Source organism: Streptomyces sp. NPDC022910 (assembly GCF_055561075.1).
Window position 1 is genome coordinate 1 of record NZ_JBVHHL010000009.1, and the last position, 25,716, is coordinate 25,716.

General features: G+C 68.9%; 20 protein-coding genes and 3 tRNA genes. 7 read left to right on the top strand and 16 right to left on the bottom strand.

Annotated features, from left to right (window positions below; genetic code table 11):
* From ACZ3TS_RS11230 to ACZ3TS_RS11260, 7 genes are all read right to left on the bottom strand, one after another.
* Positions 1–699, bottom strand: a 699-nt coding sequence (locus ACZ3TS_RS11230) for an HNH endonuclease signature motif containing protein (protein WP_467616137.1), incomplete at its 3' end; no start/stop codon positions are given.
* Between the two features lie 141 nt (positions 700–840).
* A complete protein-coding gene (locus ACZ3TS_RS11235) occupies positions 841–2,277 on the bottom strand; it encodes a terminase large subunit domain-containing protein (RefSeq protein WP_467616139.1) in 1,437 nt (478 codons plus the stop codon).
* Positions 2,278–2,330: 53 nt separating this feature from the next.
* Positions 2,331–2,864 (bottom strand): hypothetical protein, encoded by a 534-nt coding sequence (locus ACZ3TS_RS11240; RefSeq protein WP_224736245.1) that lies wholly within the window; start codon positions 2,862–2,864, stop codon positions 2,331–2,333.
* Positions 2,865–2,888: 24 nt separating this feature from the next.
* The gene (locus tag ACZ3TS_RS11245) at positions 2,889–3,791 is read right to left on the bottom strand and encodes a ParB N-terminal domain-containing protein (RefSeq protein WP_467616141.1); all 903 of its coding nucleotides are present in this window, start codon (positions 3,789–3,791) and stop codon (positions 2,889–2,891) included.
* 2 nt (positions 3,792–3,793) lie between these two features.
* On the bottom strand, positions 3,794–5,128 hold the full coding sequence (locus ACZ3TS_RS11250; RefSeq protein ID WP_467616144.1) for a putative antirestriction adenine methyltransferase: 1,335 nt from the start codon (positions 5,126–5,128) through the stop codon (positions 3,794–3,796).
* Between the two features lie 133 nt (positions 5,129–5,261).
* Complete coding sequence (locus ACZ3TS_RS11255; protein ID WP_467616147.1) at positions 5,262–5,663, bottom strand: DUF488 family protein; 402 nt, start codon at positions 5,661–5,663, stop codon at positions 5,262–5,264.
* 275 nt (positions 5,664–5,938) lie between these two features.
* Positions 5,939–7,081 carry a ParB/RepB/Spo0J family partition protein gene (locus ACZ3TS_RS11260; RefSeq protein ID WP_467616149.1) on the bottom strand — a complete coding sequence of 381 codons (1,143 nt, stop codon included), beginning with the start codon at positions 7,079–7,081 and terminating at the stop codon, positions 5,939–5,941.
* Between the two features lie 845 nt (positions 7,082–7,926).
* Between ACZ3TS_RS11260 and ACZ3TS_RS11265 the strand changes: the two genes are divergently transcribed.
* Both ACZ3TS_RS11265 and ACZ3TS_RS11270 read left to right on the top strand, forming a co-directional pair.
* Positions 7,927–8,469, top strand: coding sequence for a hypothetical protein (locus tag ACZ3TS_RS11265; protein WP_383144743.1), 543 nt, complete (start codon positions 7,927–7,929; stop codon positions 8,467–8,469).
* A 5-nt stretch (positions 8,470–8,474) separates the two neighbouring features.
* A complete protein-coding gene (locus tag ACZ3TS_RS11270) occupies positions 8,475–9,242 on the top strand; it encodes a hypothetical protein (protein WP_467616152.1) in 768 nt (255 codons plus the stop codon).
* Here ACZ3TS_RS11270 and ACZ3TS_RS11275 read toward each other — a convergent pair.
* Positions 9,239–10,213, bottom strand: a complete 975-nt coding sequence (locus ACZ3TS_RS11275; RefSeq protein WP_467616154.1) for a recombinase family protein — start codon at positions 10,211–10,213, stop codon at positions 9,239–9,241. The two genes, ACZ3TS_RS11270 and ACZ3TS_RS11275, sit on opposite strands and share 4 nt — an antisense overlap.
* A gap of 107 nt (positions 10,214–10,320) precedes the next feature.
* A complete protein-coding gene (locus tag ACZ3TS_RS11280; protein WP_234334774.1) occupies positions 10,321–10,581 on the bottom strand; it encodes a DNA-binding protein in 261 nt (86 codons plus the stop codon).
* 163 nt (positions 10,582–10,744) lie between these two features.
* Between ACZ3TS_RS11280 and ACZ3TS_RS11285 the strand changes: the two genes are divergently transcribed.
* Entirely contained in the window at positions 10,745–12,634 is a 1,890-nt protein-coding gene (locus ACZ3TS_RS11285; RefSeq protein ID WP_467616156.1) for a tyrosine-type recombinase/integrase, read from the top strand.
* A 151-nt stretch (positions 12,635–12,785) separates the two neighbouring features.
* Here the strand turns inward: ACZ3TS_RS11285 and ACZ3TS_RS11290 are convergent.
* The 3 genes from ACZ3TS_RS11290 to ACZ3TS_RS11300 all read right to left on the bottom strand — a co-directional run bounded on the left by ACZ3TS_RS11290 (position 12,786) and on the right by ACZ3TS_RS11300 (position 13,178).
* Positions 12,786–12,859 (bottom strand) — tRNA-Ile (locus ACZ3TS_RS11290).
* Positions 12,860–13,027: 168 nt separating this feature from the next.
* A tRNA-Asn gene (locus ACZ3TS_RS11295) sits at positions 13,028–13,100 on the bottom strand.
* A 5-nt stretch (positions 13,101–13,105) separates the two neighbouring features.
* Positions 13,106–13,178 (bottom strand) — tRNA-Asn (locus ACZ3TS_RS11300).
* A 163-nt stretch (positions 13,179–13,341) separates the two neighbouring features.
* Between ACZ3TS_RS11300 and ACZ3TS_RS11305 the strand changes: the two genes are divergently transcribed.
* The 4 genes from ACZ3TS_RS11305 to ACZ3TS_RS11320 all read left to right on the top strand — a co-directional run bounded on the left by ACZ3TS_RS11305 (position 13,342) and on the right by ACZ3TS_RS11320 (position 19,167).
* Positions 13,342–13,647 carry a YtxH domain-containing protein gene (locus ACZ3TS_RS11305; protein WP_467616159.1) on the top strand — a complete coding sequence of 102 codons (306 nt, stop codon included), beginning with the start codon at positions 13,342–13,344 and terminating at the stop codon, positions 13,645–13,647.
* 117 nt (positions 13,648–13,764) lie between these two features.
* A complete protein-coding gene (locus tag ACZ3TS_RS11310; protein WP_467616162.1) occupies positions 13,765–15,255 on the top strand; it encodes a xylulokinase in 1,491 nt (496 codons plus the stop codon).
* A 250-nt stretch (positions 15,256–15,505) separates the two neighbouring features.
* Positions 15,506–17,239 carry an ABC transporter ATP-binding protein gene (locus tag ACZ3TS_RS11315; RefSeq protein WP_467616164.1) on the top strand — a complete coding sequence of 578 codons (1,734 nt, stop codon included), beginning with the start codon at positions 15,506–15,508 and terminating at the stop codon, positions 17,237–17,239.
* Entirely contained in the window at positions 17,239–19,167 is a 1,929-nt protein-coding gene (locus tag ACZ3TS_RS11320) for an ABC transporter ATP-binding protein (RefSeq protein ID WP_467616167.1), read from the top strand. The genes ACZ3TS_RS11315 and ACZ3TS_RS11320 overlap by 1 nt, the downstream gene beginning before the upstream one ends.
* A 35-nt stretch (positions 19,168–19,202) precedes the next feature.
* Here ACZ3TS_RS11320 and ACZ3TS_RS11325 read toward each other — a convergent pair whose 3' ends face one another.
* The 4 genes from ACZ3TS_RS11325 to ACZ3TS_RS11340 form a co-directional block, all read right to left on the bottom strand.
* Positions 19,203–20,495 (bottom strand): RNA polymerase sigma factor, encoded by a 1,293-nt coding sequence (locus tag ACZ3TS_RS11325; protein ID WP_467616170.1) that lies wholly within the window; start codon positions 20,493–20,495, stop codon positions 19,203–19,205.
* Between the two features lie 425 nt (positions 20,496–20,920).
* Positions 20,921–22,828: a DNA primase gene (gene dnaG / locus ACZ3TS_RS11330; RefSeq protein WP_467616172.1), complete on the bottom strand. Its 1,908-nt coding sequence runs from the start codon at positions 22,826–22,828 to the stop codon at positions 20,921–20,923.
* 47 nt (positions 22,829–22,875) lie between these two features.
* A complete protein-coding gene (locus ACZ3TS_RS11335; protein ID WP_467616175.1) occupies positions 22,876–24,141 on the bottom strand; it encodes an NAD(P)/FAD-dependent oxidoreductase in 1,266 nt (421 codons plus the stop codon).
* 104 nt (positions 24,142–24,245) lie between these two features.
* Positions 24,246–25,580: a deoxyguanosinetriphosphate triphosphohydrolase gene (locus tag ACZ3TS_RS11340; protein WP_467616177.1), complete on the bottom strand. Its 1,335-nt coding sequence runs from the start codon at positions 25,578–25,580 to the stop codon at positions 24,246–24,248.
* Positions 25,581–25,716 lie beyond the last annotated feature (136 nt).

Below are 25,716 nucleotides of genomic sequence, written 5' to 3' on the forward strand. Positions count from 1 at the left end.
GGAGTTCGAACGGACCATCACCGAAGCACGCAAGAAGAGCGACCAGAGGTGCCAGGCCGCATAGGAGAGGTCTCTACGAAACCAGGGGATTGACAAGGCGATCATCGCCGCCGGATGATCCCGGCCGCCGCCAGCGTGGTCATCGATGTGGTCGACCTCGAGCAGCGGCTCCCCGGCCTCCGTCCGGTACGGGAGGTCCGGCAGCAAGCACTCTGGGTTCTCGCACCTTCCCCCACTTCGGATGACCACCGCCCGACGTGGTGCGGAATTCCGAACACGTCGGTCTCCCCCCACGGCCCGCCGCTCCTGATCCCGCCCGGACTCCTCCCATTCCGCCGCCCTCATACACAACGCCCGGTACGCGGCTACCGGGGTGGTGCGAGCACGCAAGCGTCGGGGTACGTACGGCTCGGGAACCAGATGGAAGCTGTCCGGTGCGGCCTGATCACCTGCCGCCTCATCCAGCCCTGCCCATGCGGCCTTCAGCTGTGCTTCGACAGCCTCCTGTTCGGCACGGTCCTTGACCACGAGCGTCAGCCTCTGGCCCTGCCTGGCCATCTCGATCGCCACCGCCACAGCGGTCGCGGTTTTCCCCGTCCCGGTGGGCAGACTCATCACGCTCTTCATGCCCACCCCGAACCGGCCGAGCGCGCCCTCACGGCGAGATCTCGTCTTGCGGGCGTCCACGATCGACGCCACGGCCGGAACCACAACGGTCCGGCCGCTCTCCACCCATGCCGGCATCACCCGAGCTTCCCCCGCCATCCCCGACTCCCTGTCTGTCCAGCGCCGATCAACTCGCAACGCTGCCACAACCCACGGACAACGGCCTTGGCCCAACTACCGCCGACCAGCGAGCCGCTGGTCATCCCCACCACGCGGAGGCGGCATCGTCGGATCCAGGAACAGGTCCCACAACGCCCACACCGCCGAGTCCAGCAGGTCGGGCGAGTCCTCCGTCTCGCCCTGGCCGACAAACGTCGTCATCTGCTCCTCCAGCTCCGCGAACCGCCGGGCCGGACCGACATGCGACACCCTGGCCTGCTCGTACAGCTGCGCCGCCGGCGCCGCCCGCGCCCGCTTCCCACGCGTTGCATGAACGATCCGCCAGTTCACCGTCGGGTCCACCTGCTCCAGCAGCGCGGGCAGGTAGTCACCACCGTTGTTGGCCTCGATCACCACGCAGTCGGCGCGGTGCTCGTGGTATAGCTCAGCGGCCCGCTTCATCGCCTGCGTCGGCGTATGCCGGTCCTGCTCGCAGTGCAGCAGATACCCGCGAGGCCGGTCATCCCCGAACATCGTCTCCACTGGGAACCCACGGCCCGCCACGGTGAACGCGGTCATGTCCGCGTTCTCGTGCGACTTCGTGGCCGGATCGACGGAGACCACCACGCGCTGGAGGTCAGGCAGATGCTCGGGTCGGGGGCGGAAGCCCTCGACTTCCAGCATCCACCCCTTCCACAGCGCGCCCTCCACGTCCTCGAGTAGCTCGCCGGACAGCTCCTGCCGCCCCAACCGGGTGCCGGCGTACTCCTCCTCCAGCTCTTCTCGGGCCGCCGCCGACAGGTTCGCGTCGTTCTCCCGCATGTGCCCGCGGGTCAGCACCACCCGAGGCGGCGCCCCGCCCTCCAGGTGCGCCTTCTCCTGGGCACGGCCCCGCTCGACGAGCCTCTTGACGTGTGGGAGCGGCTTCGGCGTCGTGGAGATCACGACTTGCGGGGTGTCCGCCTCACGCAGGCAGAACCACAGCATGTCGTAGACCTCTTGCGCGGTGTGCCGCGACCAGGCCGCGTACTCGTCGCACCATGCCTTGTCGAACGCCCAGCCGCGCAGGTTGTCCGGCGTCTCTGCACCGAATCCCCGGATCAGCGTGCCGTTCACCAGGCGCAGCGTCGTTTCACCCAGCGACGAGTTGTACTTCGCCACTTCCTCAGGCGGGAACACCGACAGCAGCCCCGACTTCGGGGACTCGAAGCAGATGTCCCGCACGAGCGTCGCGTTCTTCGCCACCACCGCGATCTGAAGACCTGGTGTCTGCGCCCACTCCTTCACCGTCTCCGCCGCCGTCCGGGACTTGCCCCAGCCACGGCCGGTGAGCAGCATCCACACCGTCCACAGCCACAGCGGCTTACGCTGTGCCGCGCGGGCATGGTGGTGCAGCCACCCAACGTGGGGCAGCCCATCACAGTTCGGGACCTCGCACGCCCACCTGCGCGCCGACAGCTCATCGGCGCGGACCAGTGCGGCGACCTCGGCCTTCATCTGCTCATCGCTCATTACCGACGGGTCCGCGAACCCCTCAACCATGCGGCGCTTGGCCCGACCGCGGCTCACTGCGCGCCCTCCGACAGCCGGCGCTCCAGTTCACGGCGGAGCTGGTCCATCCGGGCCCGGCGCTCCTCATCCGACAGTGAGGCCACGTCCACGCCCTGGTCCCGGTCCTCGACCGTCCCGGCCGCCGGGGCCTCACCCACGGCCCGCCGTTCGATCTCCGCCGCGACCTGGATGTAGCGCAGCAGTTCGGATGGCGACAGTTCCCGCGGGTCGAGTGTCTGAAGCCGCGCGACCGCCTTGCTCTGAACGGCCTGCGCCAACTTCGCGTGCCTGCGGGCGATATCCCGCCGCGCCTGTGCCTGTTCCGCGAGGAACAGGCGGTCCTGCTCCCGGTCGTAGGCCGCGGCCCGCATCACCCATGCGTACTGCCGCGACCACCGGCCCAGCAGCGTGCGGGATTTATGCAACTCGCGTGCCGTCTTTGTCAGACTCCGCGCTGGACCGAGATCGCGGTACACGGCGAACGCCTCGAACGCCTGGACCGACTCCCCGCTCTGCCGCTCCCAGGACTCCACGGTGTCCTCGGCCACCGCTCACCTCCTGGCCGACGGCCGTCAGTTGCTCTGTGCGGCCAGGACTTCCAGCGCCCGCCACGGCTCGTCGGCCGGCACGGTGCCGTCCTGCACCATCCGATCGATGGCCGCCCGCACGACGGCGGCCGTCTCCACCGGCACGTCCCGAACGCCGAACACCGTCTCCAGCGGTGCCGTCCCCGCCCTCGTCGCCTCTCCCGTGGTCGTGTCGAACCAGCCTTCGGCCAGCTCGCCGAGATGCCGCTCGAACACAGCGAGAATCACGCTGAGGGCCGTCGCGCTGTTGCCGATCTTGTATGCGGCTCGGGAGGTCTCCAGCGCATCGAGCACCGGCTCGTACTGCTCCAGCCCGGCCACCCACCGCTGGTCCGCCGTCGCCGTGGATCGGGCCGCGTCGAACGCGGCCTCGGCTCGCTCCAGCTCATCGGGCAGGAACATGAACTGCACGCTGGCGAAGTCGAGGTTCGCCTCACCCAGGGAGGCGACGTCCACCTTCTCCAGCAGGTCCAGGGCCTTGTCGTCCAGGCCCGTGTACTGCCGCCACTCCACCGACTCCAGCTCGTCGTACAGCTCCTTGAGGATCGCCGGATCGTCCTGGCCTGCGATGGCGTTGTGCGAGAGCTGGAGAGCGATCTGCCGCTGGCGGGGCAGCGGCTCGTCTATCTGCATCCACCAGATCTGCGACAGGCCGGCCTCGATCGCGGCGAGCGTGCGGTGGTTGCCGGACAGGACGACCAGCCGCCCCGTCTCGCGGTCCTTCCACACCAGCGGCGTCGAGGTCAGGCAGCCGTCACGCTCGATGTTCGCCACGAGCTGCCGGAACTGCTCGTGTGGCAGGAACCGCGCGTTCACGTCGAGCAGCGTCAGCGTGCGCGGGTCGCCTTGCACCATCTGCGGCGGGTCGAGGCGAGTGGTCTCCTCCATGGTCAGACTCCCGTCTTCGTCGTCGGGGCGCCCCACCGCTTCGCCCACATCTGAAGGGCCTCGGCCAGCGTGTGCTGGCCCATAGCCCCCTGGTATTGGAGCTGGAACTTCCAGCCGTCCTCGTTCAACGGGCTGCGTTTGTGCAGCCGCAGCAGCCCGCGGTACTTCATCGACACCGGGTTGTTGCTGAACGCCGTCGTCGCCACCCTCCGGATCCGCCGCGAGAACGCCCGCTGGCACAGCAACTGCGCCTCGGCGCTGGTGGCCGCGAGCACGATCAGCTTCGACAGCCGCAGGTAGTCCGTCGGCGCGACCGCGAAGTCCGAGAGCACGTACGCCTCGTCCGGCGTGTACGTGCTCGGAGCCATCGCGAACACGCCCAGCAGGCGTCCACCGCCGTCCTTCACCGCGACGGCCAGGTTCGCCGCGCCCGGCGCGATCTTCGGGTTGAGGTACCGGGAGCGCAGCGCGTTGAACTGGCCGGGCTTCAGCAGCGACAGCGTGAGCGGACCGACCAGTTCGTCACCCTCGCGCAGGCGGGGGACCTTCACCGGTTCGATCGGCTGGCGCGGAGCGACGATCCTCGTCCGCGCCTGACTGGCGTACACGTAGAAGGGAGCGGCGCGCGGCGTCGCCTTGATCACGCCGTGCAGGTAGGGGTGCAGCTCGGGCACGTCGTGGTTGGAGGCCGTCAGCCAGTACGGCCGATCCGTGATCGCGCCGAGCACGCTGACCACGTCGTCGTCGGACAGCGGCTCGTATTCAGGCGCGTCCCAGGTGAAGTGCGCCTCCAGCGGCTCGTACAGCTTCTCGTAGCCGCCGCCGTAGAAGGGAGGGAAGGAGCACACCGGGGCGTCACGGGGAACCTTCTGGAGCCAGGAGCGCACGTCTTCCACCTCGTACGAGGCGAGTTCGATGTCCGAGCCGGACAGCCGCTCGACCGTCTCGGCGTGCTTGACCTTCCACTGCTCCCGGTAGGAGCGAACGACCCGTTCGTGCCACAGCCCCTCGCGGCCGACACTGGCGAGGAACCGCGTGCCGAGCATCAGCGTGGCGACGGTGCCGACACCGTCGTCCAAGGAGTCCGCGAGCCAGCCGAGTTCGTCTCGGCTCTCCTCTCGGAGCTGGATGCCGACCGGTTGCCGGGTGAGCCACCGGCCGACCGCGCTGGTGTAGATGGACACGTCGGAGGAATGGAGGGCGAAGCCCATGCCGGCCACGCTGCGCTCGATGGTGAAGTTGCCGCAGCACGGGACGTACACCGGGCCGCTCGGCCACTGGCTGGCGGTCTCGCGCACGATGGAGCGCATGGGGCCCGGGATGGTGCCCTGGAACATCTCTCGCCTCCCGACGAACGACAGCGCCCGGCCCCGGCGGGTGCCGGGGCCGGGCGCTGCGCTGGAACCTTACACAAGGAGCAGGCAGCCCTTTGGAATCATGTCACCTATCTTTGCGGCGCGGTTCCGACGCTCATATCAAGGTGCCCTGCTGGTCCATCGGGGACAGCTCCCGCACGTCATCTCCGGTGGCCTCCTTCCACCAGGCGGCGAACACTCGGCGGTGGCACCACAGGCCCGGCTTGGCCAGGTCCTCGAAGCAGAGCAGCACCAGGCGGTGATCACCCTCGGCCTGCGTGATCTGCCGCAGCCGGGCGGCGATCCGCTCGGGCCCGAGCCGGTCGAGGTCAGCACGGTAGGCCGTCGTGAACTCGGGCTCGGGCTGGGAGAGGTATTCCCGACGCGGCGCGAGCTCCCGCACCGAGTGGGTGAGGGAGTACGGGAGTTTGAAGCGGGGAGCGCCCAGGGTGATGCGTACCGGCACCCCTTGCGGGGGCTGGAACGCCTGGAACCGATTGGTGAACAGGGTGAGCACGTGGCCATTCCTTTCATGGTGCTCAGATGCCGGGGTGCGTCGACGTCGCCGCCAGCGGCCCCGGTGACCGATGATGCCGCCCGCTCGGACCTTCGGGGGCCTGAGCGGCACCGGGCGCGTAGGGAGAGTCCCCCTGCACGCCCGGCCCGGGCCGAAACGGGTTGGAATTCAGAGAGGAATTCAAGCGGAAAGAGGCGCGGCCGGAATTCCGGCCGCGCCCACTCACCCAAACCCGTAGGAGAGGAGGGGCGCGACCGCTGCCGCGCCCCTCCGTTCTACTTCGCTGCCGCTTCAGTCTTCTTGGCGGGCGTCCGGCGCGCCGGGGCCTTCGTGCCCGCGGCCGTGCGCGCCGCGGGCTTCGGGCCGGGCTTGGCCGCCGCCTTCTTCCCCGTGGACTGCGACTCGTCCGCCGCCTTCGCCTCCGGCTTCTCGGCCTTCGCCTCGAGCTTGGCCGCCGCCTCGGTCTTCTTCGCAGCCGCCGCCTCCTGCTGGACCTCCACGGCCGCCTTGTTGAACTCCTCGGCCATGGCCCGCTGGATACCCTGCGCCTTGCTCAGCAGGTTCCGTACCATCTGCACCTTGGCGTACAGGCGGCCGACGACCCGCAGGTGACGGGCGAGGTCGTCACCGAGGATGACAGCCAGGTCCTCCGGCTTCTTCTCCGCCAGCTCCTCCAGCAGCGGGATCAGGACCTCCTCCGCCTTGCCGAGCTCGTCCTTCGCCTTAGCCTTGGCCTTCTTCTGCTTCTCCTGCTCCTCGGCCGTCGGCGCCTTCTCGTTGGTGAGGGAGGTCTGCTGCTCCATCATCTTGAGGCCGTTGGCGAAGTGCTGCGCCTCGGCCTCGCTGTCGAAGTCGCCGCGCACGTACCGCATGGCGGCCACCATCTGGTTCGCCGGGTTGAGCTGGGCGATGTGCCAGGCGAGGTTGTTCTTGATCTGTCCCTGGTCGACCATCTCGGCCACCTCGGGGCGCAGGGTGAGCAGGCCCAGCCGCCAGGTGATGTGCGTCTCCGTCTTGCCGAACTGCTTGGCGATCTTCGCCGGGGTCCATCCGGCGGCCTTGAGGTCGGCGTACGCACCGGCCTCCTCCATGATGGTCATGTCCGCCCGGTTGACGTTCTCAGCGATGCTGAGGACGTACGCCTCCTCCTCGGTGGCACCCTCGACGACCTTCGCCGGGATGACCTCCAGGCCGGCCGCCTGGCAGGACCGCCAGCGCCGCTCGCCCGCGATCAGCATGTAAGGGACCTTGGCGCCCTCGACCGGCCGGACGACGACCGGCTGGAGGAGGCCGTTCTCCTTGATGCTGTTGGTCAGCTCATCCTGCGCCTCCTCCGAGAAGAACTTCCTCGGCTGCTCCGGGTTGGGAGCGATCTCGCTGACCTTGATGTTGATGAACTCGACCTTGTTGTCAGCCATTTCCCCGCGCCTTTCGTGAATTCCGTTAGGGGTATTCCCCTTTGTTCTTACACTTATATCTTAATGGCGAATACCGCCAAAGCAAGTTCAGAACTCTTTTAATTCAAAGGAATTCAGAAAAGGGAATTCGCCGCATTTCCGAATTCCCCTTTCTGGCTGCGGACACGAGAGAGCCCGCCACGACCAAGCGGTCACGGCGGGCTGACTCCCGTCACGCACCCCGACGGCCGCACCGGACGGCCGACTCCTCGCCGGGTGGGGCGCGGGGGGTCGGCCACCCGGCGAGGAGCAGGGAAGGACGCCGCTCACGCGACGCTGCCGGGCGGGGCTCCTGCGGCTGCTGTACCCGCCCAGCACGTCAAAACGTACAGCAGCATCTCAAAAATGTCACCTATCTGTTCCCTGTCTGGGTGCTGGTCACCCTGTGACTCAACAGCACCCATCCTCTTGCAGGCCGTCGTCTGGCTCCCGGCCGCGCATACCAGCCTGCCACTCCAGCAGCTTTCGGGCCTCCTGGCGGGTCGAGACGCCCGCCCCGCCTCGAAGCAAACACGGGGGCTGCTTGGCCAGTTCAGCGATCCGCCGCTCGTCGATTTCGGACATGCGATTCCTCCCGTGAACGGCAAGCGCGCCGCCTTCGCCCGCCCAGATGCGACTTCCTCGACAGCCCACCAAGAGGCAGGTAACGGAGCGCGTGACGCCCGCAGTTCACCCGCCGGCTCCCCCGAGGAAACTGTCCAACAAACCCTATAACCCCTCCGAGCTGCGAGGTATCGTAGAGGCAGGGACGATTGTTACCGGCCAGTCACCTGCGGCAGCATACGACACGGCCAGAGAAGGCGGACATGACAGACACCACCGACCGGCGTCAACACATGAGTCTGGCCTCGAAGTTGCTCGTCCTGCTGCGCCTGCGCCGCGATCCGGACGGGTTCACGCCCAGCGCCCGGGACGTCTCAGATGCGACGACCCCCGTGGGACAGCGCAAGCCCCTGCTGTCGCACGGCACCGTCAACAGCCTGATGAACGGCACCAGCAGCAATCCCAGGTCGTCTACCATCGCTGCGCTCGCTCAGGCACTCGACGCTCCGGCCGCGTTCCTGCTCTCAGGACGGGAGTGGGACGACCTCGCAGCCCTGTCCGTGTACCGGGAGCACCCTGAAGCCCGCGAAGTCTTGCGTTTAATGCAGGACCTCGAAGTGCAGGACATTCTTGAAATCCGTTCGAAGCTCCGGGAGATCCGTGTTCGCAGGGGACTGTCCGAAGAGGTCCCCGCGATCCCCCCACCTCCCCCCGGCGTCGACCAGCCCCGTGAGGGCCGGCCGCGCCGCCTGCTGAGCCTGCACGAAGCCGCTGAGAGGGCAGCGGATGATCTGGAAGGACGTTGAACCTCTTGGACGGCCTCATCTACGGCGTCTGTGCCCTTGCCACAGCCATCAGCGCGGCGATACGTCTGCACTACACCCGTAAGCGTCGCAATCAAGCGGTCTATCAAATCGCCCACAGGGCCCGGGTATCGGCGTTCGCCGCCTGCTTCTTCGGCTCCCTCCTGGCGATCCCCACAGTCGCCGAAGCCGTTGACCGGCTCATGGACTTCAACGAGGTCTCATCCCTCGCCTCGGACCTCGCCGCGGTGATCTTCTGGGCAAGCCTCCAGGTCCTGATCGTGGACTGGACGCATTCAAGAAGCCACGTACAGGCGGGAGTCGCGGTGCGCCTCTTCGCCGTGTGCTGTGTTGTCGCGGCGATGATCTGGGAGTTCCATATGGCCGACACCGCACACACGGAGCTGTCCACGGCCTACGCGCGTAGATCCGACGTCCGGCTGTACCTGCTCACCTACCTCGGCTTCACAGCCGTGGCCGGGCTGGAAATCGGCGCCTTTTCTACCGGGCTGGCCATTGCGGCCTGGCAGCAACGACGCGCAGCCGCAACCGGACTGTCCATCGCTGCAGCCGGGGGCATCTTCGGCGTCGCCCATGCGCTCAGCCGTAGCGCGTACATCATCGCTGACCGGACCGGGCACGCTTGGCCGCTGTCTGTCGAAAACGCCGTCAGCCCCGCCTTGGCGGGGCTCTCCATCATCTGTGTGGCCACCGGTCTCGCGCTGGCCACCATCGGCTACAACGTCAGCCCCAAAGGCGCTGGCAGAGCAGTTTAGGCGGACTTCTCCTCAGCCTCCGCGCCCCACTGACGCCAATGCAGTGCCACCCGGTCCGCGTCCACCGTGCGAGAACCCCTGGACGCGGCCGGGTACACGGCCACCTTCTCCAGCATGAGAACCAGGACACCCTTCTTCGCCCTCATCGGCGCGTGCTTCCACCAGCGCACGAGGTCAGGGATGTCACCGACCGGCACGTGCTTGACCTGCTCCAGGAGACGAGCCTTCGTCTCGCTCTCGCGGATCAGCTGCATGAGTTCCTTGTCGGCCGCCCTGAACGCCTTGAGTGACATGTCCGGCGAACGCCCGTAGTCCACGCCCAGCTTCTTCTGCCGACGGCGCGCGGCTGCCGCCTCCTTACGCAGGAGGGCAGCCTGGGCCAGCAGTTCATCTCGCGCCTGACCAATCAGCGCGCTGACCTCCGGCTTGGCCAACTCTGCCAGCACGTGCTCAGCAACGTACGTCTCCAGCAGGTCAGCATTGATGCGGACCTTGCCGCACCCGCCCGGATGCTGAGCTGTGCTGGGCGCACACCGGTAGCCGCGGCTGCCGCGGTTCGAGGGAGAGGAGCCCAGCGAGGTCGTGCACAGCCCGCAGGTACCCATCAGACCCGGAATCAGATACTCGCGCTGTGGCGCCCGCTGCTTGTCGGGGTCATGGACGGGGCGCATGGCACGGATGGCCTCGAAGTCCTCCCGAGGAATGATCGCGGGGCCGCCCGTTTCGACGAGGTTGCGGTTCTCGTCTTCCTCCAGGCCGGCAATGGCCGGGTGATCGAGCACGTTTGCCAGGACGTCTGGCTTCCACAGGCCACCGCGCGTCGTGCGGTACCCCTCGGCGTTCATCCACTCCGTGATGGCGGGATAGGGCTGCTTGAGCAACCGCCGCGAGGCGGCAGCACGAATGCCCTCCGCCTCGCTCTCGCGCACCCGCCGGTACGCCATGTCCTCAAAGCCGTACAGCCTCGGCATCTCCTCGCCCCTCCTACCGACCCCCTTTAGTGAACTAGTTTACCGAAGATAGGTCACATTGTTGGAAACCCAACAAACACCCCAAGATCACGCGCCGCCTCCGTCGATCACGTACTCACCCCCGCGTCCCGGCGCTGCTCGATGCCGAGGACCTTCCACAGCTCCACCGTTGGTACCCGGACTGTGCCACCTAGCGGGAGCGTCCGAACAGGGAACTTCCCATTGCGGATCAGCTCGTACGCCTTGTCTCGGCCGATTCCCAGAGCACGCCCGGCAGTTGTCACGTTGACCGTGGCCGGAAGAGCCAGCAGCTCCTCCAGACCCATCGCTCCGGCCGAAGCCTGTCCGCCCGCTTCCTGAGCAGTCATCTCGTTGGTCGCAATCTCCCCCGCGCCAACTTGTCAGCAACTTTACAACGCTGTCCGACACCCCCAGCAAGATCGAGAGAGACCACGCCAGCCACGTACGGACACGTACGCACACCAACGGCTGGCTGTGATCCAAGCGACAGTCAACAGGGAGCAGTGTCGGATGTTCGAGCCGAGCTACTACAGGCGGTGCCAGTGCAAGGGACCACTCAAGGACAAGAAGGGCAACCCCGTCCTCGACGCCGACGGCAACCCCAAGATCGGCTCCATCGGCACGACGTGCCCCAAGCTAGGCAAGGGGCACGGCACCTGGAACTTCTACTTCGAGCTCGAACCAGCCGAGGGCGGCACCCGCCAGCGGGTACGCCGCGGCGGCTTCGCCAAGTTGGAAGACGCGAAGAAGAAGGCCAGGGAGATCTACGACGCCGCCGTGGCCGGCGGCGACGTGCTGTCCGATGAGAAGTGCGGCGACTTCTTCCTGCGGTGGATCAAGGCGAAAAGGTCCCTTGCCCGTACGACCCGCCACGGCTACGAGGAGCACATCAACAACTACCTCCTCCCTCATCTCGGGCACATCAAGTGCCGCGACCTCAAGGTTCGGCACCTCGACAAGATGTACGACGCAATCGAGAAGGAGAACGCCCAACGGATCCTCCACCGGCTGCGTGTCGACGAACTCCAGAAGAAGCGCGACGCCGCGCACCGGGCCTGGGTGAAGACGGCGGGCTATGCCAAGAAGGAGGAGCGCCGCGCCGCGCGCCGGGCATTTCTCGACGCGAACGCAGAGCTGCGCGAGGGCAAGAAGGGGCTACGGAAGCTCACCTCCCCAGCCACGATGCACCGCATCAACGACACTCTCAGCTCGGCACTGTCCTGGGGCATCAAGCGCGAACAGCTCTTCCAGAGGAACTGGGCCCAGCTCGTGGAGCTGCCGCCAGTCACTCGGCCCAAGCCGCTCGTCTGGACTCCCGAGCGCATCGAGCACTGGAAGCGCACCGGCGAAAAGCCCGGCCCGGTCATGGTCTGGACACCGGAGCTGACCGGCCAATTCCTCGACTTCGTCAAGGACGATTGGCTCTACGAGCTGTGGCACAGCTTCATCTTCCTCGGCCCCCGCCGCGGCGAGATGGCCGCCCTGCCCTGGACGGAGGTCAGCCTCGATGCCCTGTGGCTACGGATCTCCCAGCAGATCGTCGAGGTGGCGTACGAACTCTACGGAGAAGCACCGAAGGCCGACAGCGTTCGCACCCTGTCCCTGAGCCTGGAGTCTGCGGACAACCTCGCCGCCTTTCGCACGAAGCAGGAGAAGCAGCGCCAGGAGTGGGGAGACGCCTACGCCGAGAGCGGCCGGGTGTGGACGCACGAGAACGGCGAGGCGCTGCACCCCGACTGGATATCCCGACGCTTCACCCGCCTGGTCGAGCAGTCCGGCCTGCCGCCGGTCCGCCTCCACGACCTGCGCCACCTCGCCGCCACCCTGTCCCTGCTCGCCGGGCACGACATCAAGGTAGTCCAGGAGAAGCTGGGGCACTCCTCGCGCCAGATCACCTCCGACACGTACACCAGCGTGCTGCCCGAGATGCTGCGGGCCGAGGCAGAGTCGGTCATGGCCGTCGTCCCCCGCGACGTCCCCTTCCAGGTGCGCACCCCGCTGACGATCCCCGAGGCAGCCTGGCAGAACGACATCGCCGTCTTCTTCGCGCACGGCGCCAGGCAGTCAGGTGGCACCTGGGCCGTCGGAGCGCAGACCCACCCAGACTCCGACCTCCTCGGCATGATCACCCTGACCGGCCGGGGTCAGGACGACGCCGCCAATGCAACGGTGAAGTGGGTGCGTGATCACTGCTCCGCGAGCGACCTGGAGCTGGTGCGTGTGGAGAACTTCAACGACCGCTACCCCGAGGAGCAGCGAGCCGACTTCTCGCTCACGCGCTTCACGGTCGCCCGCTCCGAGTCCCCGACCGTCGAGGCATGGGCCCTACCGACCGGCCTGCCTCCGGCGGCGCCCCGCCATGGTCGCCGGGCTCCGAAAGGGCGCCGGAAGGCGGCGTGAGGGCGCTTCTGTCCACTGAATCGCCCCTGCGTCCACTGTGTGTCCACTGGATCTTGGTCTGAACGGATGAACGGAGGGCACCACCTTGGAGTGGTGCCCTCCGTTCTTACGTTTCCGCAGGTAGAAACGGTTCTCCTGGGAGAGGTGAGTGTGGGGCGGGTGGGACTCGAACCCACGGCCGACGGATTATGAGTCCGCTGCTCTAACCGGCTGAGCTACCGCCCCGGTGCGGCGCGTCGCGCACATTTGTGCGCGCCGTCTGCCGCAGCATAGCCGCTCATACGATCTCCTGCCTCGGATGGTCGGCTACACATGACCTTGAGGACTCCACCGAGGGCACAGCGGTTCCTGCGCACATGAAAAAGGACCCCTGCGGGGTCCTCGTTCAGCGTGCTCCCCCGACTGGACTCGAACCAGTAACCTGCCGGTTAACAGCCGGCTGCTCTGCCAATTGAGCTACGGAGGACCGAGCTCCCCCGACTGGACTCGAACCAGTAACCTGCCGGTTAACAGCCGGCTGCTCTGCCAATTGAGCTACGGAGGAATGCCTCGTTGCATCGAACGTACCTACCTGGGTATCCGCCAGGGGGCGCGCGCTCGCTGCGACACATACATTAGCGCAAGCAGGGGGGTGCTTCGCCAATCGGTACTCCCCGCGACGATGCCCACGCAAGGGACGACGCAGACGCAAGGGAAGGGTGGCCGCCATGCGCTATCGGCTCACGTTCGTCGCCGGGCTGCTTCTGGGCTACGTGCTGGGCACGCGAGCCGGACGTGAACGGTACGAGCAGTTGAAGAAGTCCGCCCGCCAGGTCGCGCAGAACCCCGCCGTCCGCAACACCGCCGAGACCGCCGCCCAGCAGGGACGCGAGATCGCCGGCAAGGCCTTCCACGCCGTGAGCGACAAGGTCGGCGACCGCATGCCCGCCTCGGTCGCGGGCCGCGTGCGCTCCCTGCGTGAACGGAACGCGAACGGCAGCGGCGGGGACGACTGGGGCACCAGCAACACCTGACCGCCGGGGCCGCCGGCACGGCCCGGACGGGGCGGCCGGCTTCCACCGCGCCGGGCGTGTCGTACGACGCTCCCGACGCGGCACGGTCACCGCCCTCCGTACGGCAGAATTTCCGCCATGGGGATAGTCGCCGGGTTGGACAGTTCGCCCGATTTCACTCGCATCGTCGTCTGTGACACGGACACGGGGGCCGTGCTCAGGCAGGGATATGCACCACATCCGGTGGAGAGCCCCGAGGCCGCGGGCACCGCCCGCGCGAGCGGATCCGAGCGTGGGGGAGGCCGTCCCTCCGACGTCGATCCGCAGGCCTGGCTGCTGTCCCTCGGGGAGGCGGCCGGCGGTGGGCTCCTCGAGGGCGTGCAGGCCATCGGCGTCTCCGCGCAGCAGAACGCGGTGGTCCCGCTCGACTCCCAGGGCGCCACCGTGCGGCCCGCGCTGGTCGGCGGCGACAAGCGTGCGCAGGTCGCGGCGGCCGACCTCATCGACGCCCTCGGCGGACGGCAGGCCTGGGCCGAGGCCGTCGGGTGCGTACCGCAGGCCGCGCAGCCCGTGACCAAGCTGCGCTGGCTCGCCAAGACCGAACCCGACAACGCGCGGCGCACCGCCCTGCTGCTGCAGGCCCACGACTGGCTCGTGTGGCAGTTGCTCGGGCGGCCCGTGAGAAGGACCACGGACCGTGGCGGCGCCTCGGGGACCGGGTACTGGTCGGCGGCGACCGGCGCCTACCGCTCGGACCTCGTCGAGCTGGCGCTCGGGCACCAGGCCATGCTCCCCGAGGTGCTGGGTCCCTCGGAGGCGGCGGGCACGACCCCGGAGGGGCTGCTGATCTCCGCCGGCACCGGCGAGACCATGTCCGCCGCCCTGGGCCTGGGCATCGGGCTCGGCGACGCGGTCGTCTCGCTCGGCGCCTCGGGGTCCGTGATGGCCGTGCACCCGGAGGCGCTCGTCGACTCGAGCGGGATGATCACCTCGCTGGCCGACGCGACGGGCATGCATCTGCCGGTGGTGACCACGCTCAACGCCGTGCGCACCCTGCGCGGCGCCGCCGAACTCCTCGGCGTGCCCGATCTGGAGGCCCTGTCCGAGCTCGCCATGAAGTCGACACCCGGCTCCCACGGGCTTGTGCTCCTGCCCTATCTGGAGGGCGAGCGGACCCCCAACCTGCCGCACACCGCGGGCACCCTGGCCGGGCTGCGGCGTGAGTCGATGCGGCCCGAACACGTGGCGCGCGCCGCGTTCGAGGGCATGCTGTGCGGGCTCGCGGACGCGCTGGACGTGCTGCGCGGCCGCGGGGTGGACGTACGGCGGGTCTTCCTGCTCGGCGCCGCCGCGGAGCTGCCCGCCGTGCAGGCGGCGGCGCCCGCGCTGTTCGGCGTCCAGGTCGTGGTGCCGCAGCCCGCCGACTACGCGGCCATCGGCGCGGCCCGGCAGGCGGCCTGGTCCCTCGGGGTGTCGCAGGGCACACTCGACCCACGCACCCCGCCCGCCTGGCAGGGTGCGGTCGCCCAGGTCCTGGATCCGGGCGACGACCTGGCGGTGGGCCAGGCCGTACGCCAGCAGTACGTGTCGGTACGCGAGCAGACGCATCCGGGGGCCTTCCGCTCGTAAGGCGCACGCTCCGTCGTACGGCGCACATGACGTCGTACACGTGCGGGCGCGTCCGATACGACATCTCACCCATCCCCCACGACATCTGCCCCCGTCCCCTGTCGGCCTACGCCCCGAGGCTGAATCCGAGTCAATACCCGGCCCGCCGTTGGCTTAATCGGTTGAGGTAACGCGGGGGGAGTGTTCGACGATAGGGGGTGGTGCATCACCGACCGCCATGCCGTCCGTCGACGACTCCGAGAGATCTCGCGTGCTCATACGACTTCTGAGGGCCCACCTGCGCCCGTACAGGAAACCCATCGCCCTGCTGGTGCTGCTGCAGTTCCTGCAGACCTGCGCCACGCTCTATCTGCCCACCCTCAACGCGCACATCATCGACAACGGTGTCGTGAAGGGGGACACGGGTTACATCCTGTCCTTCGGCGGCCTGATGATCGGGGTCTCCCTCGGCCAGGTCGTGTGCAACATGGGCGCCGTCTACTTCGGCGCCCGTACGGCGTCGGCCGTCGGGCGGGACGTCCGGGCGGCCGTCTTCGACCGCGTTCAGTCCTTCTCCTCGCGTGAGGTGGGCCACTTCGGGGCACCGACGCTGATCACCCGCACCACGAACGACGTGCAGCAGGTGCAGATGCTCGCCCTGATGACGTTCACCCTGATGGTGTCGGCGCCGATCATGTGCGTGGGCGGCATCGTCCTGGCGCTCGGACTGGACGTGCCGCTGTCCGGCGTCCTGGTCGCCGTGGTGCCCGTCCTCGGCATCTCCGTGACGCTGATCGTGCGCCGGCTGCGGCCGCTGTTCCGCACCATGCAGGTCCGCCTCGACACGGTCAACCGGGTGCTGCGCGAGCAGATCTCCGGCAACCGGGTGATCCGCGCCTTCGTGCGCGACGGCTACGAGAAGGACCGTTTCCGGGGCGCCAACACCGACCTCACCGAGGTGTCCCTGAACACCGGCCGCACACTGGCGCTGATGTTCCCCCTGGTGATGACGGTGGTGAACCTCTCGTCGATCGCGGTGGTCTGGTTCGGCGCGCATCGCATCGACAGCGGCGGCATGCAGATCGGCGACCTGACGGCGTTCCTCGCCTACCTCATGCAGATCGTCATGTCCGTGATGATGGCCACCTTCATGTTCATGATGGTGCCGCGCGCCGAGGTGTGCGCCGAGCGCATCCAGGAGGTGCTCGGCACCGAGTCGAGCGTCGTGCCGCCCACCGCGCCCGTGGTCGAACTGCGGCGCCACGGGCACCTGGAGATCCGCGACGCCGGCTTCCGCTATCCGGGTGCCGAGGAGCCGGTCCTCAAGGCCATCGGCCTGGTGGCGCGGCCCGGCGAGATCACGGCCGTCATCGGGTCCACCGGCAGCGGCAAGTCGACCCTGCTCGGGCTGATCCCCCGCCTCTTCGACGTCACCGAGGGGGCGGTGCTCGTGGACGGCGTGAACGTCCAGGAGATCGACCCGGCGCTGCTGGCGAAGACGGTCGGGCTCGTCCCGCAGAAGCCGTACCTGTTCGGGGGCACGGTCGCCACCAACCTGCGCTACGGCAATCCGGACGCGACCGACGAGGAGCTGTGGCACGCGCTGGAGGTGGCGCAGGCCAAGGAGTTCGTGTCGAAGCTGGAGAACGGCCTCGACTCCCCCATCGCGCAGGGCGGCACGAATGTCTCGGGCGGCCAGCGGCAGCGCCTCGCCATCGCCCGCACCCTCGTCCAGCGCCCGGAGATCTACCTCTTCGACGACTCCTTCTCCGCGCTCGACTACGCGACCGACGCGGCCCTGCGCACGGCGCTCGCACGGGAGACCGCCGAGGCGACCGTGGTGATCGTCGCCCAGCGCGTGGCGACCATCCGGGACGCCGACCGGATCGTGGTCCTGGACGAGGGCCGGGTCGTCGGCACCGGCCGCCACCACGAGCTGATGGCGAGCAACGAGACCTACCGGGAGATCGTTCTCTCCCAGCTCACGGAAGCGGAGGCCGCCTGATGGCCGGGCCCATGGGACGCATGATGGCCGGGAGCGGCCCCGACCAGCGCTCGATGGACTTCAAGGGGTCCGGAAGGCGGCTCCTGGCCCAGTTCAAGCCCGAACGCACCACCATGACCGCGATGTTGGTCTGCGGTGTGCTCAGCGTCGGCCTGTCGGTGATCGGACCGAAGATCCTCGGCAAGGCGACCGACCTCGTCTTCGCCGGGATCATCGGCCGCGGGATGCCGTCGGGGGTGACCAAGGAGCAGGTGCTGGAGTCCATGCGGAAGCGGGGCGAGGGCGGCACCGCCGACATGCTCTCCGGCACGGACTTCACCCCGGGCAAGGGCATCGACTTCGGTGCCGTGGGGAACGTCCTGCTGCTCGCGCTGTGTACGTTCCTGGTGGCCGGTCTGCTGATGGCGGTGTCCACCCGGCTCTCCAACCGGGCCATCAACAAGACCGTCTACCGCATGCGCGAGGACGTGCAGGCGAAGCTGTCGCGGCTTCCGCTGTCCTACTTCGACAAGCGGCAGCGCGGTGAGGTGCTCAGCCGCGCGACCAACGACATCGACAACATAGGGCAGACGCTGCAGCAGTCGATGGGCCAGCTCATCAACTCCCTGCTCACCATCGTGGGCGTGCTGGCAGTGATGTTCTGGGTGTCGTGGCTGCTGGCGCTGGTCGCGCTGGTGACCGTACCGCTCTCCTTCGTCGTGGCCACGCGGATCGGGAAGCGCTCGCAGCCGCACTTCGTGCAGCAGTGGCGCACCACGGGCAAGCTGAACGCGCACATCGAGGAGATGTACACCGGGCACACCCTGGTGAAGGTGTTCGGCCGGCAGGACGAGTCGGCGCGGCAGTTCGCCGAGCAGAACGAGAAGCTGTACGAGGCCGGGTTCAAGGCGCAGTTCAACAGCGGTGTGATGCAGCCGCTGATGATGTTCGTGTCGAACCTGAACTATGTGCTGGTGGCCGTGGTCGGTGGTCTCAGGGTCGCGTCCGGCACTCTGTCCATCGGCGACGTGCAGGCCTTCATCCAGTACTCCCGGCAGTTCTCGATGCCGCTGACGCAGGTCGCGTCGATGGCGAACCTCGTGCAGTCGGGCGTCGCTTCGGCGGAGCGCGTCTTCGACCTGCTGGACGCCGACGAGCAGGAGACGGACCCCGAGCGGGGGCTGCGGCCCGAGGAACTGCGCGGACGGGTCGCGCTGGAGCACGTGTCGTTCCGTTACGACCCCGAGAAGCCGCTCATCGAGGACCTGTCGCTCAAGGTGGAGCCGGGGCACACGGTCGCGATCGTCGGCCCGACGGGCGCCGGGAAGACGACCCTCGTGAATCTGCTGATGCGGTTCTACGAGGTCACCGGCGGGCGGATCACCCTCGACGGGGTCGACGTCGCGAAGATGTCACGGGACGAACTGCGCGCTGCGATCGGCATGGTGCTCCAGGACACCTGGCTGTTCGGAGGCACGATCGCGGAGAACATCGCGTACGGCGCCGCGCGTGAGGTCACGCGCGGGGAGATCGAGGAGGCGGCGCGGGCGGCGCACGCGGACCGGTTCATCCGTACGCTGCCGGACGGCTACGACACGGTGATCGACGACGAGGGCACGGGGGTCAGCGCGGGTGAGAAGCAGCTCATCACGATCGCGCGGGCGTTCCTGTCCGACCCGGTGATCCTGGTGCTGGACGAGGCGACGAGCTCGGTGGACACCCGGACGGAGGTCCTGATCCAGAAGGCGATGGCGAAACTGGCGCACGGACGGACGTCCTTCGTCATCGCGCACCGGCTGTCGACGATCCGGGACGCGGACACGATCCTTGTGATGGAGAACGGGTCCATCGTCGAGAAGGGCTCGCACACCGAGCTGCTGGCCGCCGACGGGGCCTATGCGCGGCTGTACAAGGCGCAGTTCGCCCAGGCGGTGGCGGAGGTCGACTGAGCCCCTGGGGGCCGCTCGCTGCGAGCGGCCCCCTGTCAGTCCAGGTAACCCCTCAACTGGTCGGCGAAGGCGTGGTCCCGCAGCTTGTTGAGGGTCTTCGACTCGATCTGGCGGATCCGCTCACGGGTCACGCCGAAGATGCGGCCTATCTCCTCCAGCGTGCGCGGCCGGCCGTCCACCAGCCCGTAGCGCAGCTGTACGACCTTCCGCTCCCGTTCGCCGAGGGTGGACAGTACCGCCTCCAGATGCTCCTTGAGCAGCAGGAAAGCGGCGGACTCGACCGGGCTCGTGGCGTCGCCGTCCTCGATGAGGTCGCCGAGGGCCACGTCGTCCTCCTCGCCGACGGGGGCGTGCAGCGAGACGGGTTCCTGCGCGAGCCGCAGTACTTCGCTGACCCGCTCGCTGGGCAGCTCCAGGTGGGCGGCGACCTCTTCCGGCGTCGGTTCGTAGCCGCGTTCCTGGAGCATGCGGCGCTGGACGCGGACGACGCGGTTGATGAGTTCGACGACGTGGACCGGGACGCGGATGGTGCGGGCCTGGTCGGCCAGGGCGCGGGACATGGCCTGCCGGATCCACCAGGTCGCATACGTCGAGAACTTGTACCCGCGGGCGTAGTCGAACTTCTCGACGGCCCTGATCAGACCGAGGTTGCCCTCCTGGACGAGGTCGAGCATGGTCAGTCCGCGGCCGACGTACCGCTTGGCGACGGAGACGACGAGCCGCAGGTTGGCCTCGATGAGCCGGCGCTTGGCCATCCGGCCCATGACCACCAGCCTGTCGAGGTCCAGGGCGAGTCGGGTGTCCAGGTCGGGAGTGCTGCCGAGCTTCGCCTCGGCGAACAGGCCGGCTTCGACGCGGCGGGCGAGTTCGACCTCCTCGGCGGCCGTGAGCAGGGGGATGCGGCCGATCTCGCGCAGGTACTGGCGGAACAGGTCCGAGGAGGGGCCGCTGGTGTCGACCCGGGCCCGGAGGGGTTCGACGGGCTCCGCCGCCTCGGTGGCCTCGCCGGCGGGCGGCTCGTCGAGCTCGGGCGGGTCCTGCGGCTCGGCTTCCGTCTCGGGATGGTGCGCGAGCCGGCTCTGCGGGGGCACCGCCGCGAGGACGTCGGTCTCCGCGTCCGGCGCGTCGCCACGGACATCGGTCTGTGTGAGGGTCTGGGTCTGCACGGGAGCGACCTCCAGGAATGTCGCTGCTGAGGCATGCGGCAGCGGAACGTCGGGGATGTGGCCGGTGGTCCGCCCGCCGGCCATCCCGTAGTCATTGAGCGGAACCGCGGGGGTGTCGGACCCGCCGTGGGCGGGTCGGCCGCGCTCCGAGGACTCAGGCACCGCAACCCAGTGTGGGGTACGACACATCGCTGCCACGAGGGGCGTGCGTCCACTTTTTGAGTCCGGTGCGTGACCGGGTGGTCACTCAGTTCGTTTGACCATCGCACCGACTCGGACGGGGATGGGGAGCATGCGCGCGATCGAGGAACTGCGGCGGCGCGTGGAGGCTGTGGAGGCGCTGGTCCACCACGTCGAGTGACAGCAGGCAGGGACACGGCATCTCGCGGCGTCCACGGACATCGAGAGCGGGGCGCTGCACGACCACCGGCGCTCCGATGCCGAGGTCATTCGGACCCTGTTGGAGGCGAACGCGCGCCACCGAAGAGTGCTGCGCACTCTGGCCGCAGGACAGCGGGCGGTGCTGAACCACTTCGGGATCAGGCCGCCCGAAGCGCCCCCGGATGCCTACCGTTCCGCGGCGGCGCTCACAGCGCCGCCGCCCCGCGTTCCCGCAGCGCCTGGTCGTACTGCTGCAGCACCCACAGCTCGTTCTGCACGGCGGACAGGTGGGCCGGATCCGCGTGGGGGCCCAGGCGGGTCAGGGTGCTCTGGACGTCGCGGACGCGGCGTTCGACCGCGCGGCGGCGGACCGTGACCAGTTGGGCGCCCGCGTAGGTGTCGTCCACCTCCTTGCGGAGCATGATCGCCTCGACCGCCAGCTCCGTGACCATGGCGCGGACCGTGTCGTCCGGGGCCGCCTCACGGACGCGGATCAGGTATTCCTGCGGGTCCTGCGCTCCGTACTCCGCGCCGCCCGCCTCAAGGATCGCCTGGCGGACGGCCGCGTACGGCGCCGCGGTGAACTCGTCGACCCCGTACGCGTCGAAAGCGGGAGAGACCAACTCCGGATGCTGGAGGGCGAGTTTGAGCAGCTCGCGCTCGGTGGCATAGACCGGGTTGCGGAGGTTCAGTGCCGGACCGGAGACCGTCGGACGGGGAGCCGCCTGGTAGGGCTGCTGGGGGCGCTGACCGGTCGGCGCCGGTCCCCTGCCACCGCGGTCGCGTGCCCAACGGGCCAGCTGCGCCACCCGTTTGACCACGAACTGGGTGTCGAGGATGCCCAGCATGCCCGCGAGCTGGACCGCGACCTCATGCTGGGCACCGCTGTTCTTGATGCGGGCGACGACCGGCGCGGCCTCGTCCAGCGCGGCGGCGCGGCCGGCCGGGGTTTCCAGGTCGTAGCGGCTCACGATCTGGCGGAGCGCGAACTCGAAGAGCGGCGTGCGGGGTTCGGCCAGGTCGGAGACGGCCTCGTCACCCTTCGCCAGGCGCAGCTCGCAGGGGTCCATCCCGTCCGGCGCGATCGCGATGTACGTCTCGGCGGCGAACTTCTGGTCGTCCTCGAAGGCGCGCAGGGCCGCCTTCTGGCCTGCCGCGTCGCCGTCGAAGGTGAAGATGACGCGAGCGCTGCCGTTGTCCATCAGCAGGCGACGGAGGATCTTGATGTGTTCCCCGCCGAAGGCCGTACCGCAGGTCGCGATGGCGGTGGTGACCCCCGCGAGATGGCAGGCCATGACGTCCGTGTACCCCTCGACCACCACCGCCCGGCTCGTCTTCGCGATCTCCTTCTTGGCCAGGTCGATGCCGTAGAGGACCTGCGACTTCTTGTAGATCGCCGTGTCGGGGGTGTTCAGGTACTTCGGACCGTTGTCCGCGTCGTACAGCTTCCTGGCGCCGAAGCCCACGACGTCCCCGCCGATGTCCCGGATCGGCCACATCAGCCGGCCGCGGAAGCGGTCGATGGGGCCGCGACGGCCCTCCTGGGAGAGGCCGGACAGGAGCAGTTCCTTGTCGCTGAAGCCCTTGCCCCGCAGATAGCGGGTGAGATGGTCCCAGCCCTGGGGGCTGTAGCCGACGCCGAAGTGGACCGCGGCTGCCTGGTCGAAGCCTCGCTCGGCCAGGAACTTCCGCCCCGTGTCGGCCTCGGGACCGGAGTCGAGCTGCTCGGCATACCACTCGGCGGCCAGCTTGTGGGCCTCCACGAGGCGGATGCGCTCGCCACGCTGGTGGGTCGGGTTGTACCCGCCCTCCTCGTACCGCAGCGTGATGCCCGACCGGGCGGCGAGACGCTCGACCGCCTCGGAGAACGAGAGGTGGTCGACCTTCATCACGAACGTGATGGTGTCGCCGCCTTCCTGGCAGCCGAAGCAGTGGAACAGGCCCTTGCTCGGGCTGACCTGGAAGGACGGGGACTTCTCGTCGTGGAACGGGCACAGACCCTTGAGGTTGCCGCCGCCCGCGTTGCGCAGCTGGAGGTACTCGGACACGACGGCGTCGATCGGGACCGCGTCCCGTACCGCCTTCACGTCCTCGTCGTTGATCCGTCCTGCCACGAGGTGATTCTACGGGGGTGCTGTGACAGCGGACGGCGCCCGTCGGGTCATGAGACCAGGCTCTCCAGGGGCACCCCCGGGTCCGCCAAGGCCTCCTGGTCCACGACCGTCCGTGCTCGGATCAGGTCCTGGATCCGGTCTGTGACGTCCCACACGTTCACGTTCATCCCGGCCAGCACGCGCCCCTCCCTCAGCCAGAAGGCGATGAAGTGCCGCTTCCCGGCGTCCCCCCGGATCACGACCTCGTCGTACGACCCCGGAGGCGCCCATCCGCTGTACTCCATCCCGAGGTCGTACTGATCGGAGAAGAAGTAGGGCACACGGTCGTAGGTGATGTCCCTGCCGAGCATGGCCCGGGCGGCCGCGGGACCGCCGTTGAGGGCGTTGGCCCAGTGCTCGACGCGCAGGCGGGTGTCGAACAGCTCATGCCGGAAGGACGCCACGTCCCCGGCGGCGTAGATGTCGGGATCGGACGTGCACAGCCGCGCGTCGACCGCGATGCCGCCCCCGTGCGCACGGTCCGCCAGCTCCAGCCCCGCTGCCTCCGCGAGGGCGACCCGCGGTGCCGCGCCGATCGCGGCGAGCACGTCGTGCGCGGGGTGCTCCTCGCCGTCGTCGGTGCGGGCGGCCAGCACCATGCCGTCCTGGCCGACGATCTCGGTGAGCCGCACGCCGAAGCGGAAGCGGACACCGTGCTCGCGGTGCAGCTCGGCGAAGAGGTTGCCCAGCTCGGGGCCGAGGACTCCGTGCAGCGGCGTCGGCTCGGGTTCGACGACGGTGACTTCTGCGCCGTACTCGCGGGCCGCCGCCGCGACCTCCAGGCCGATCCAGCCGGCGCCCGCGATCACGAGGTGGCCGTTGTCCCGGCCGAGCGTGGTGAGGACGCCCTTGAGGCGCTCGGCGTGGGCGAGGCGGCGCAGATGGTGGACGCCGGCGAGGTCGGTGCCCGGGATGTCGAGGCGGCGGGGCTCGGCGCCGGTCGCGAGCAGCAGCTTGTCGTAGTGGACGAGCGTGCCGTCGTCGCCGAAGCGGACCGTCCTGGCCTCGCGGTCGATGGCGTCGACGGTCTGGCCGAGGTGCAGCTCGATGTCGTTCTGCGCGTACCAGGCGGGCTCGTGGACGAAGACGCTGTCGCGTTCCTCCTTGCCGAGGAGATAGCCCTTGGAGAGGGGAGGCCGCTCATATGGGTGGTCGCGTTCGTCGCAGATCAGTATCACGCGGCCGGTGAACCCCTCCGCGCGGAGCGTCTCGGCCGCCTTCGCGCCGGCGAGACCTCCCCCGACGATGACGAATGTCTGATCCGCGTCGACCACTTGATGCCTCCTCGTAACGGTGTCGCCACATGCGAGCCTCCCGCACGGAGCGTGAAGCGGGAAGAGGGAGTGCCCCGATCAGGCCACGCCCGGCCACGTCCAGGTCATGTGCGCCCCGTCAGCCGTGCGTGCAGGGAGCGCGCCGATGTGTCCGTGAGCGAGGCGATCTGGTCGACGATCACCCGTTTGCGGGCTCGGTCGTCGTCCGCCTCGTGGAACAGCGCCCGGAACTGGGGATCGAGTCCCTCGGGCGCGCGGGCGGTGAGCGCCTCGGCCAGCTCGGCGACCACGACGCGCTGGTCGGCACGGATCCGCTCCTGTTCGGCGCGCTGCATCACGTACCGGTCGGCGACCGCCTTGAGGACCGCGCACTCCATGCGGGTGCCGGCCGGTACGACGAGTTCGGCGGCGTACCGCGTGAGGCGCCCGCTGCCGTACGCCCCCCGGGTCGCGCCCTCCGCGGCCAGGCAGAATCGGCCGATGAGCTGGCTGGTGGCATCCTTCAGCCGGGCCTGGGCGACCGCGGAGCCGTCGTAGCCGCGTGGCCACCACTCCTGGGCGAGGAGCCGGTCGAGGGCCTCGGCCAGCTCGCCGGGGTCGGTCTGCGCGGGCACGTACCGCCCGCGGGCTACGTCGAAGACCGCCTGCCGCTCGGGCTCGGCGTGCAGGCAGCCCGGGTCGATGTGGCCGGCGTGCAGCCCGTCCTCGAAGTCGTGCACCGAGTAGGCCACGTCGTCGGACCAGTCCATGACCTGGGCCTCGAAGCAGGTGCGGTGGCCCGGGGTGCCCTTGCGGACCCAGTCGAAGACGGGGCGGTCGTCCTCGTAGACGCCGAACTTTCGCGAGTCGGGGTCGGTGGGGTGGGCGCCGCGCGGCCAGGGGTACTTGGTGGCGGCGTCAAGGACGGCACGGGTGAGGTTCAGGCCCACGCTGACGAGTTCGCCGCCGTCGACGGTCCGTACGAACCGCTTGGGCTCGATACGGGCGAGCAGGCGCAGGGACTGGGCGTTGCCCTCGAATCCGCCGCAGTCCTCCGCGAACTCGTTCAGCGCCTGTTCGCCGTTGTGCCCGAAGGGTGGGTGGCCGAGGTCGTGGGAGAGACAGGCCGCCTCGACCAGGTCGGGGTCGCAGCCGAGGGCGGCACCCAGCTCACGGCCGACCTGGGCGCATTCCAGCGAGTGGGTGAGACGGGTGCGGGGGCTGGCGTCCCAGGCCTCACTCCGGGTGCCCGGCGTGACCACCTGGGTCTTGCCCGCCAGACGGCGCAGCGCGGCCGAATGCAGCACCCGGGCGCGGTCTCGCTGGAAGGCGGTGCGGCCCGGGCGCTTGTCGGGCTCGGGCGCCCAGCGCTCGACAGCCGCCGCGTCGTACGCCGAGCCGGCCGAGCCGTTCTCGTACCGCGCGGAAGTCTCGAATGCCTTCGGTGCAGTGCCGTCCATGACCCGACAGTAAACGCAGCGGATGACAATCGGGATGTGGGCGTCCGTATGCGGCGGTGCTGTTTCGCGGTCGCGTCGGCGCCGGGGGGCGGCACCGGGGGGCCGCGCGAGTGAGCCGAAGGGGCGCGCCGGTGTC

Coding starts and splice junctions, on each gene's coding strand:
- ACZ3TS_RS11235 (WP_467616139.1), bottom strand. CDS start 2,277: ATGAGCGATGAGCAGATGAAGGCCGAGGTCGCCGCACTGGTCCGCGCC.
- ACZ3TS_RS11245 (WP_467616141.1), bottom strand. CDS start 3,791: ATGGAGGAGACCACTCGCCTCGACCCGCCGCAGATGGTGCAAGGCGAC.
- ACZ3TS_RS11250 (WP_467616144.1), bottom strand. CDS start 5,128: ATGTTCCAGGGCACCATCCCGGGCCCCATGCGCTCCATCGTGCGCGAG.
- ACZ3TS_RS11260 (WP_467616149.1), bottom strand. CDS start 7,081: ATGGCTGACAACAAGGTCGAGTTCATCAACATCAAGGTCAGCGAGATC.
- ACZ3TS_RS11265 (WP_383144743.1), top strand. CDS start 7,927: ATGACAGACACCACCGACCGGCGTCAACACATGAGTCTGGCCTCGAAG.
- ACZ3TS_RS11275 (WP_467616154.1), bottom strand. CDS start 10,213: ATGCCGAGGCTGTACGGCTTTGAGGACATGGCGTACCGGCGGGTGCGC.
- ACZ3TS_RS11280 (WP_234334774.1), bottom strand. CDS start 10,581: ATGACTGCTCAGGAAGCGGGCGGACAGGCTTCGGCCGGAGCGATGGGT.
- ACZ3TS_RS11285 (WP_467616156.1), top strand. CDS start 10,745: ATGTTCGAGCCGAGCTACTACAGGCGGTGCCAGTGCAAGGGACCACTC.
- ACZ3TS_RS11305 (WP_467616159.1), top strand. CDS start 13,342: ATGCGCTATCGGCTCACGTTCGTCGCCGGGCTGCTTCTGGGCTACGTG.
- ACZ3TS_RS11310 (WP_467616162.1), top strand. CDS start 13,765: ATGGGGATAGTCGCCGGGTTGGACAGTTCGCCCGATTTCACTCGCATC.
- ACZ3TS_RS11320 (WP_467616167.1), top strand. CDS start 17,239: ATGGCCGGGCCCATGGGACGCATGATGGCCGGGAGCGGCCCCGACCAG.
- ACZ3TS_RS11340 (WP_467616177.1), bottom strand. CDS start 25,580: ATGGACGGCACTGCACCGAAGGCATTCGAGACTTCCGCGCGGTACGAG.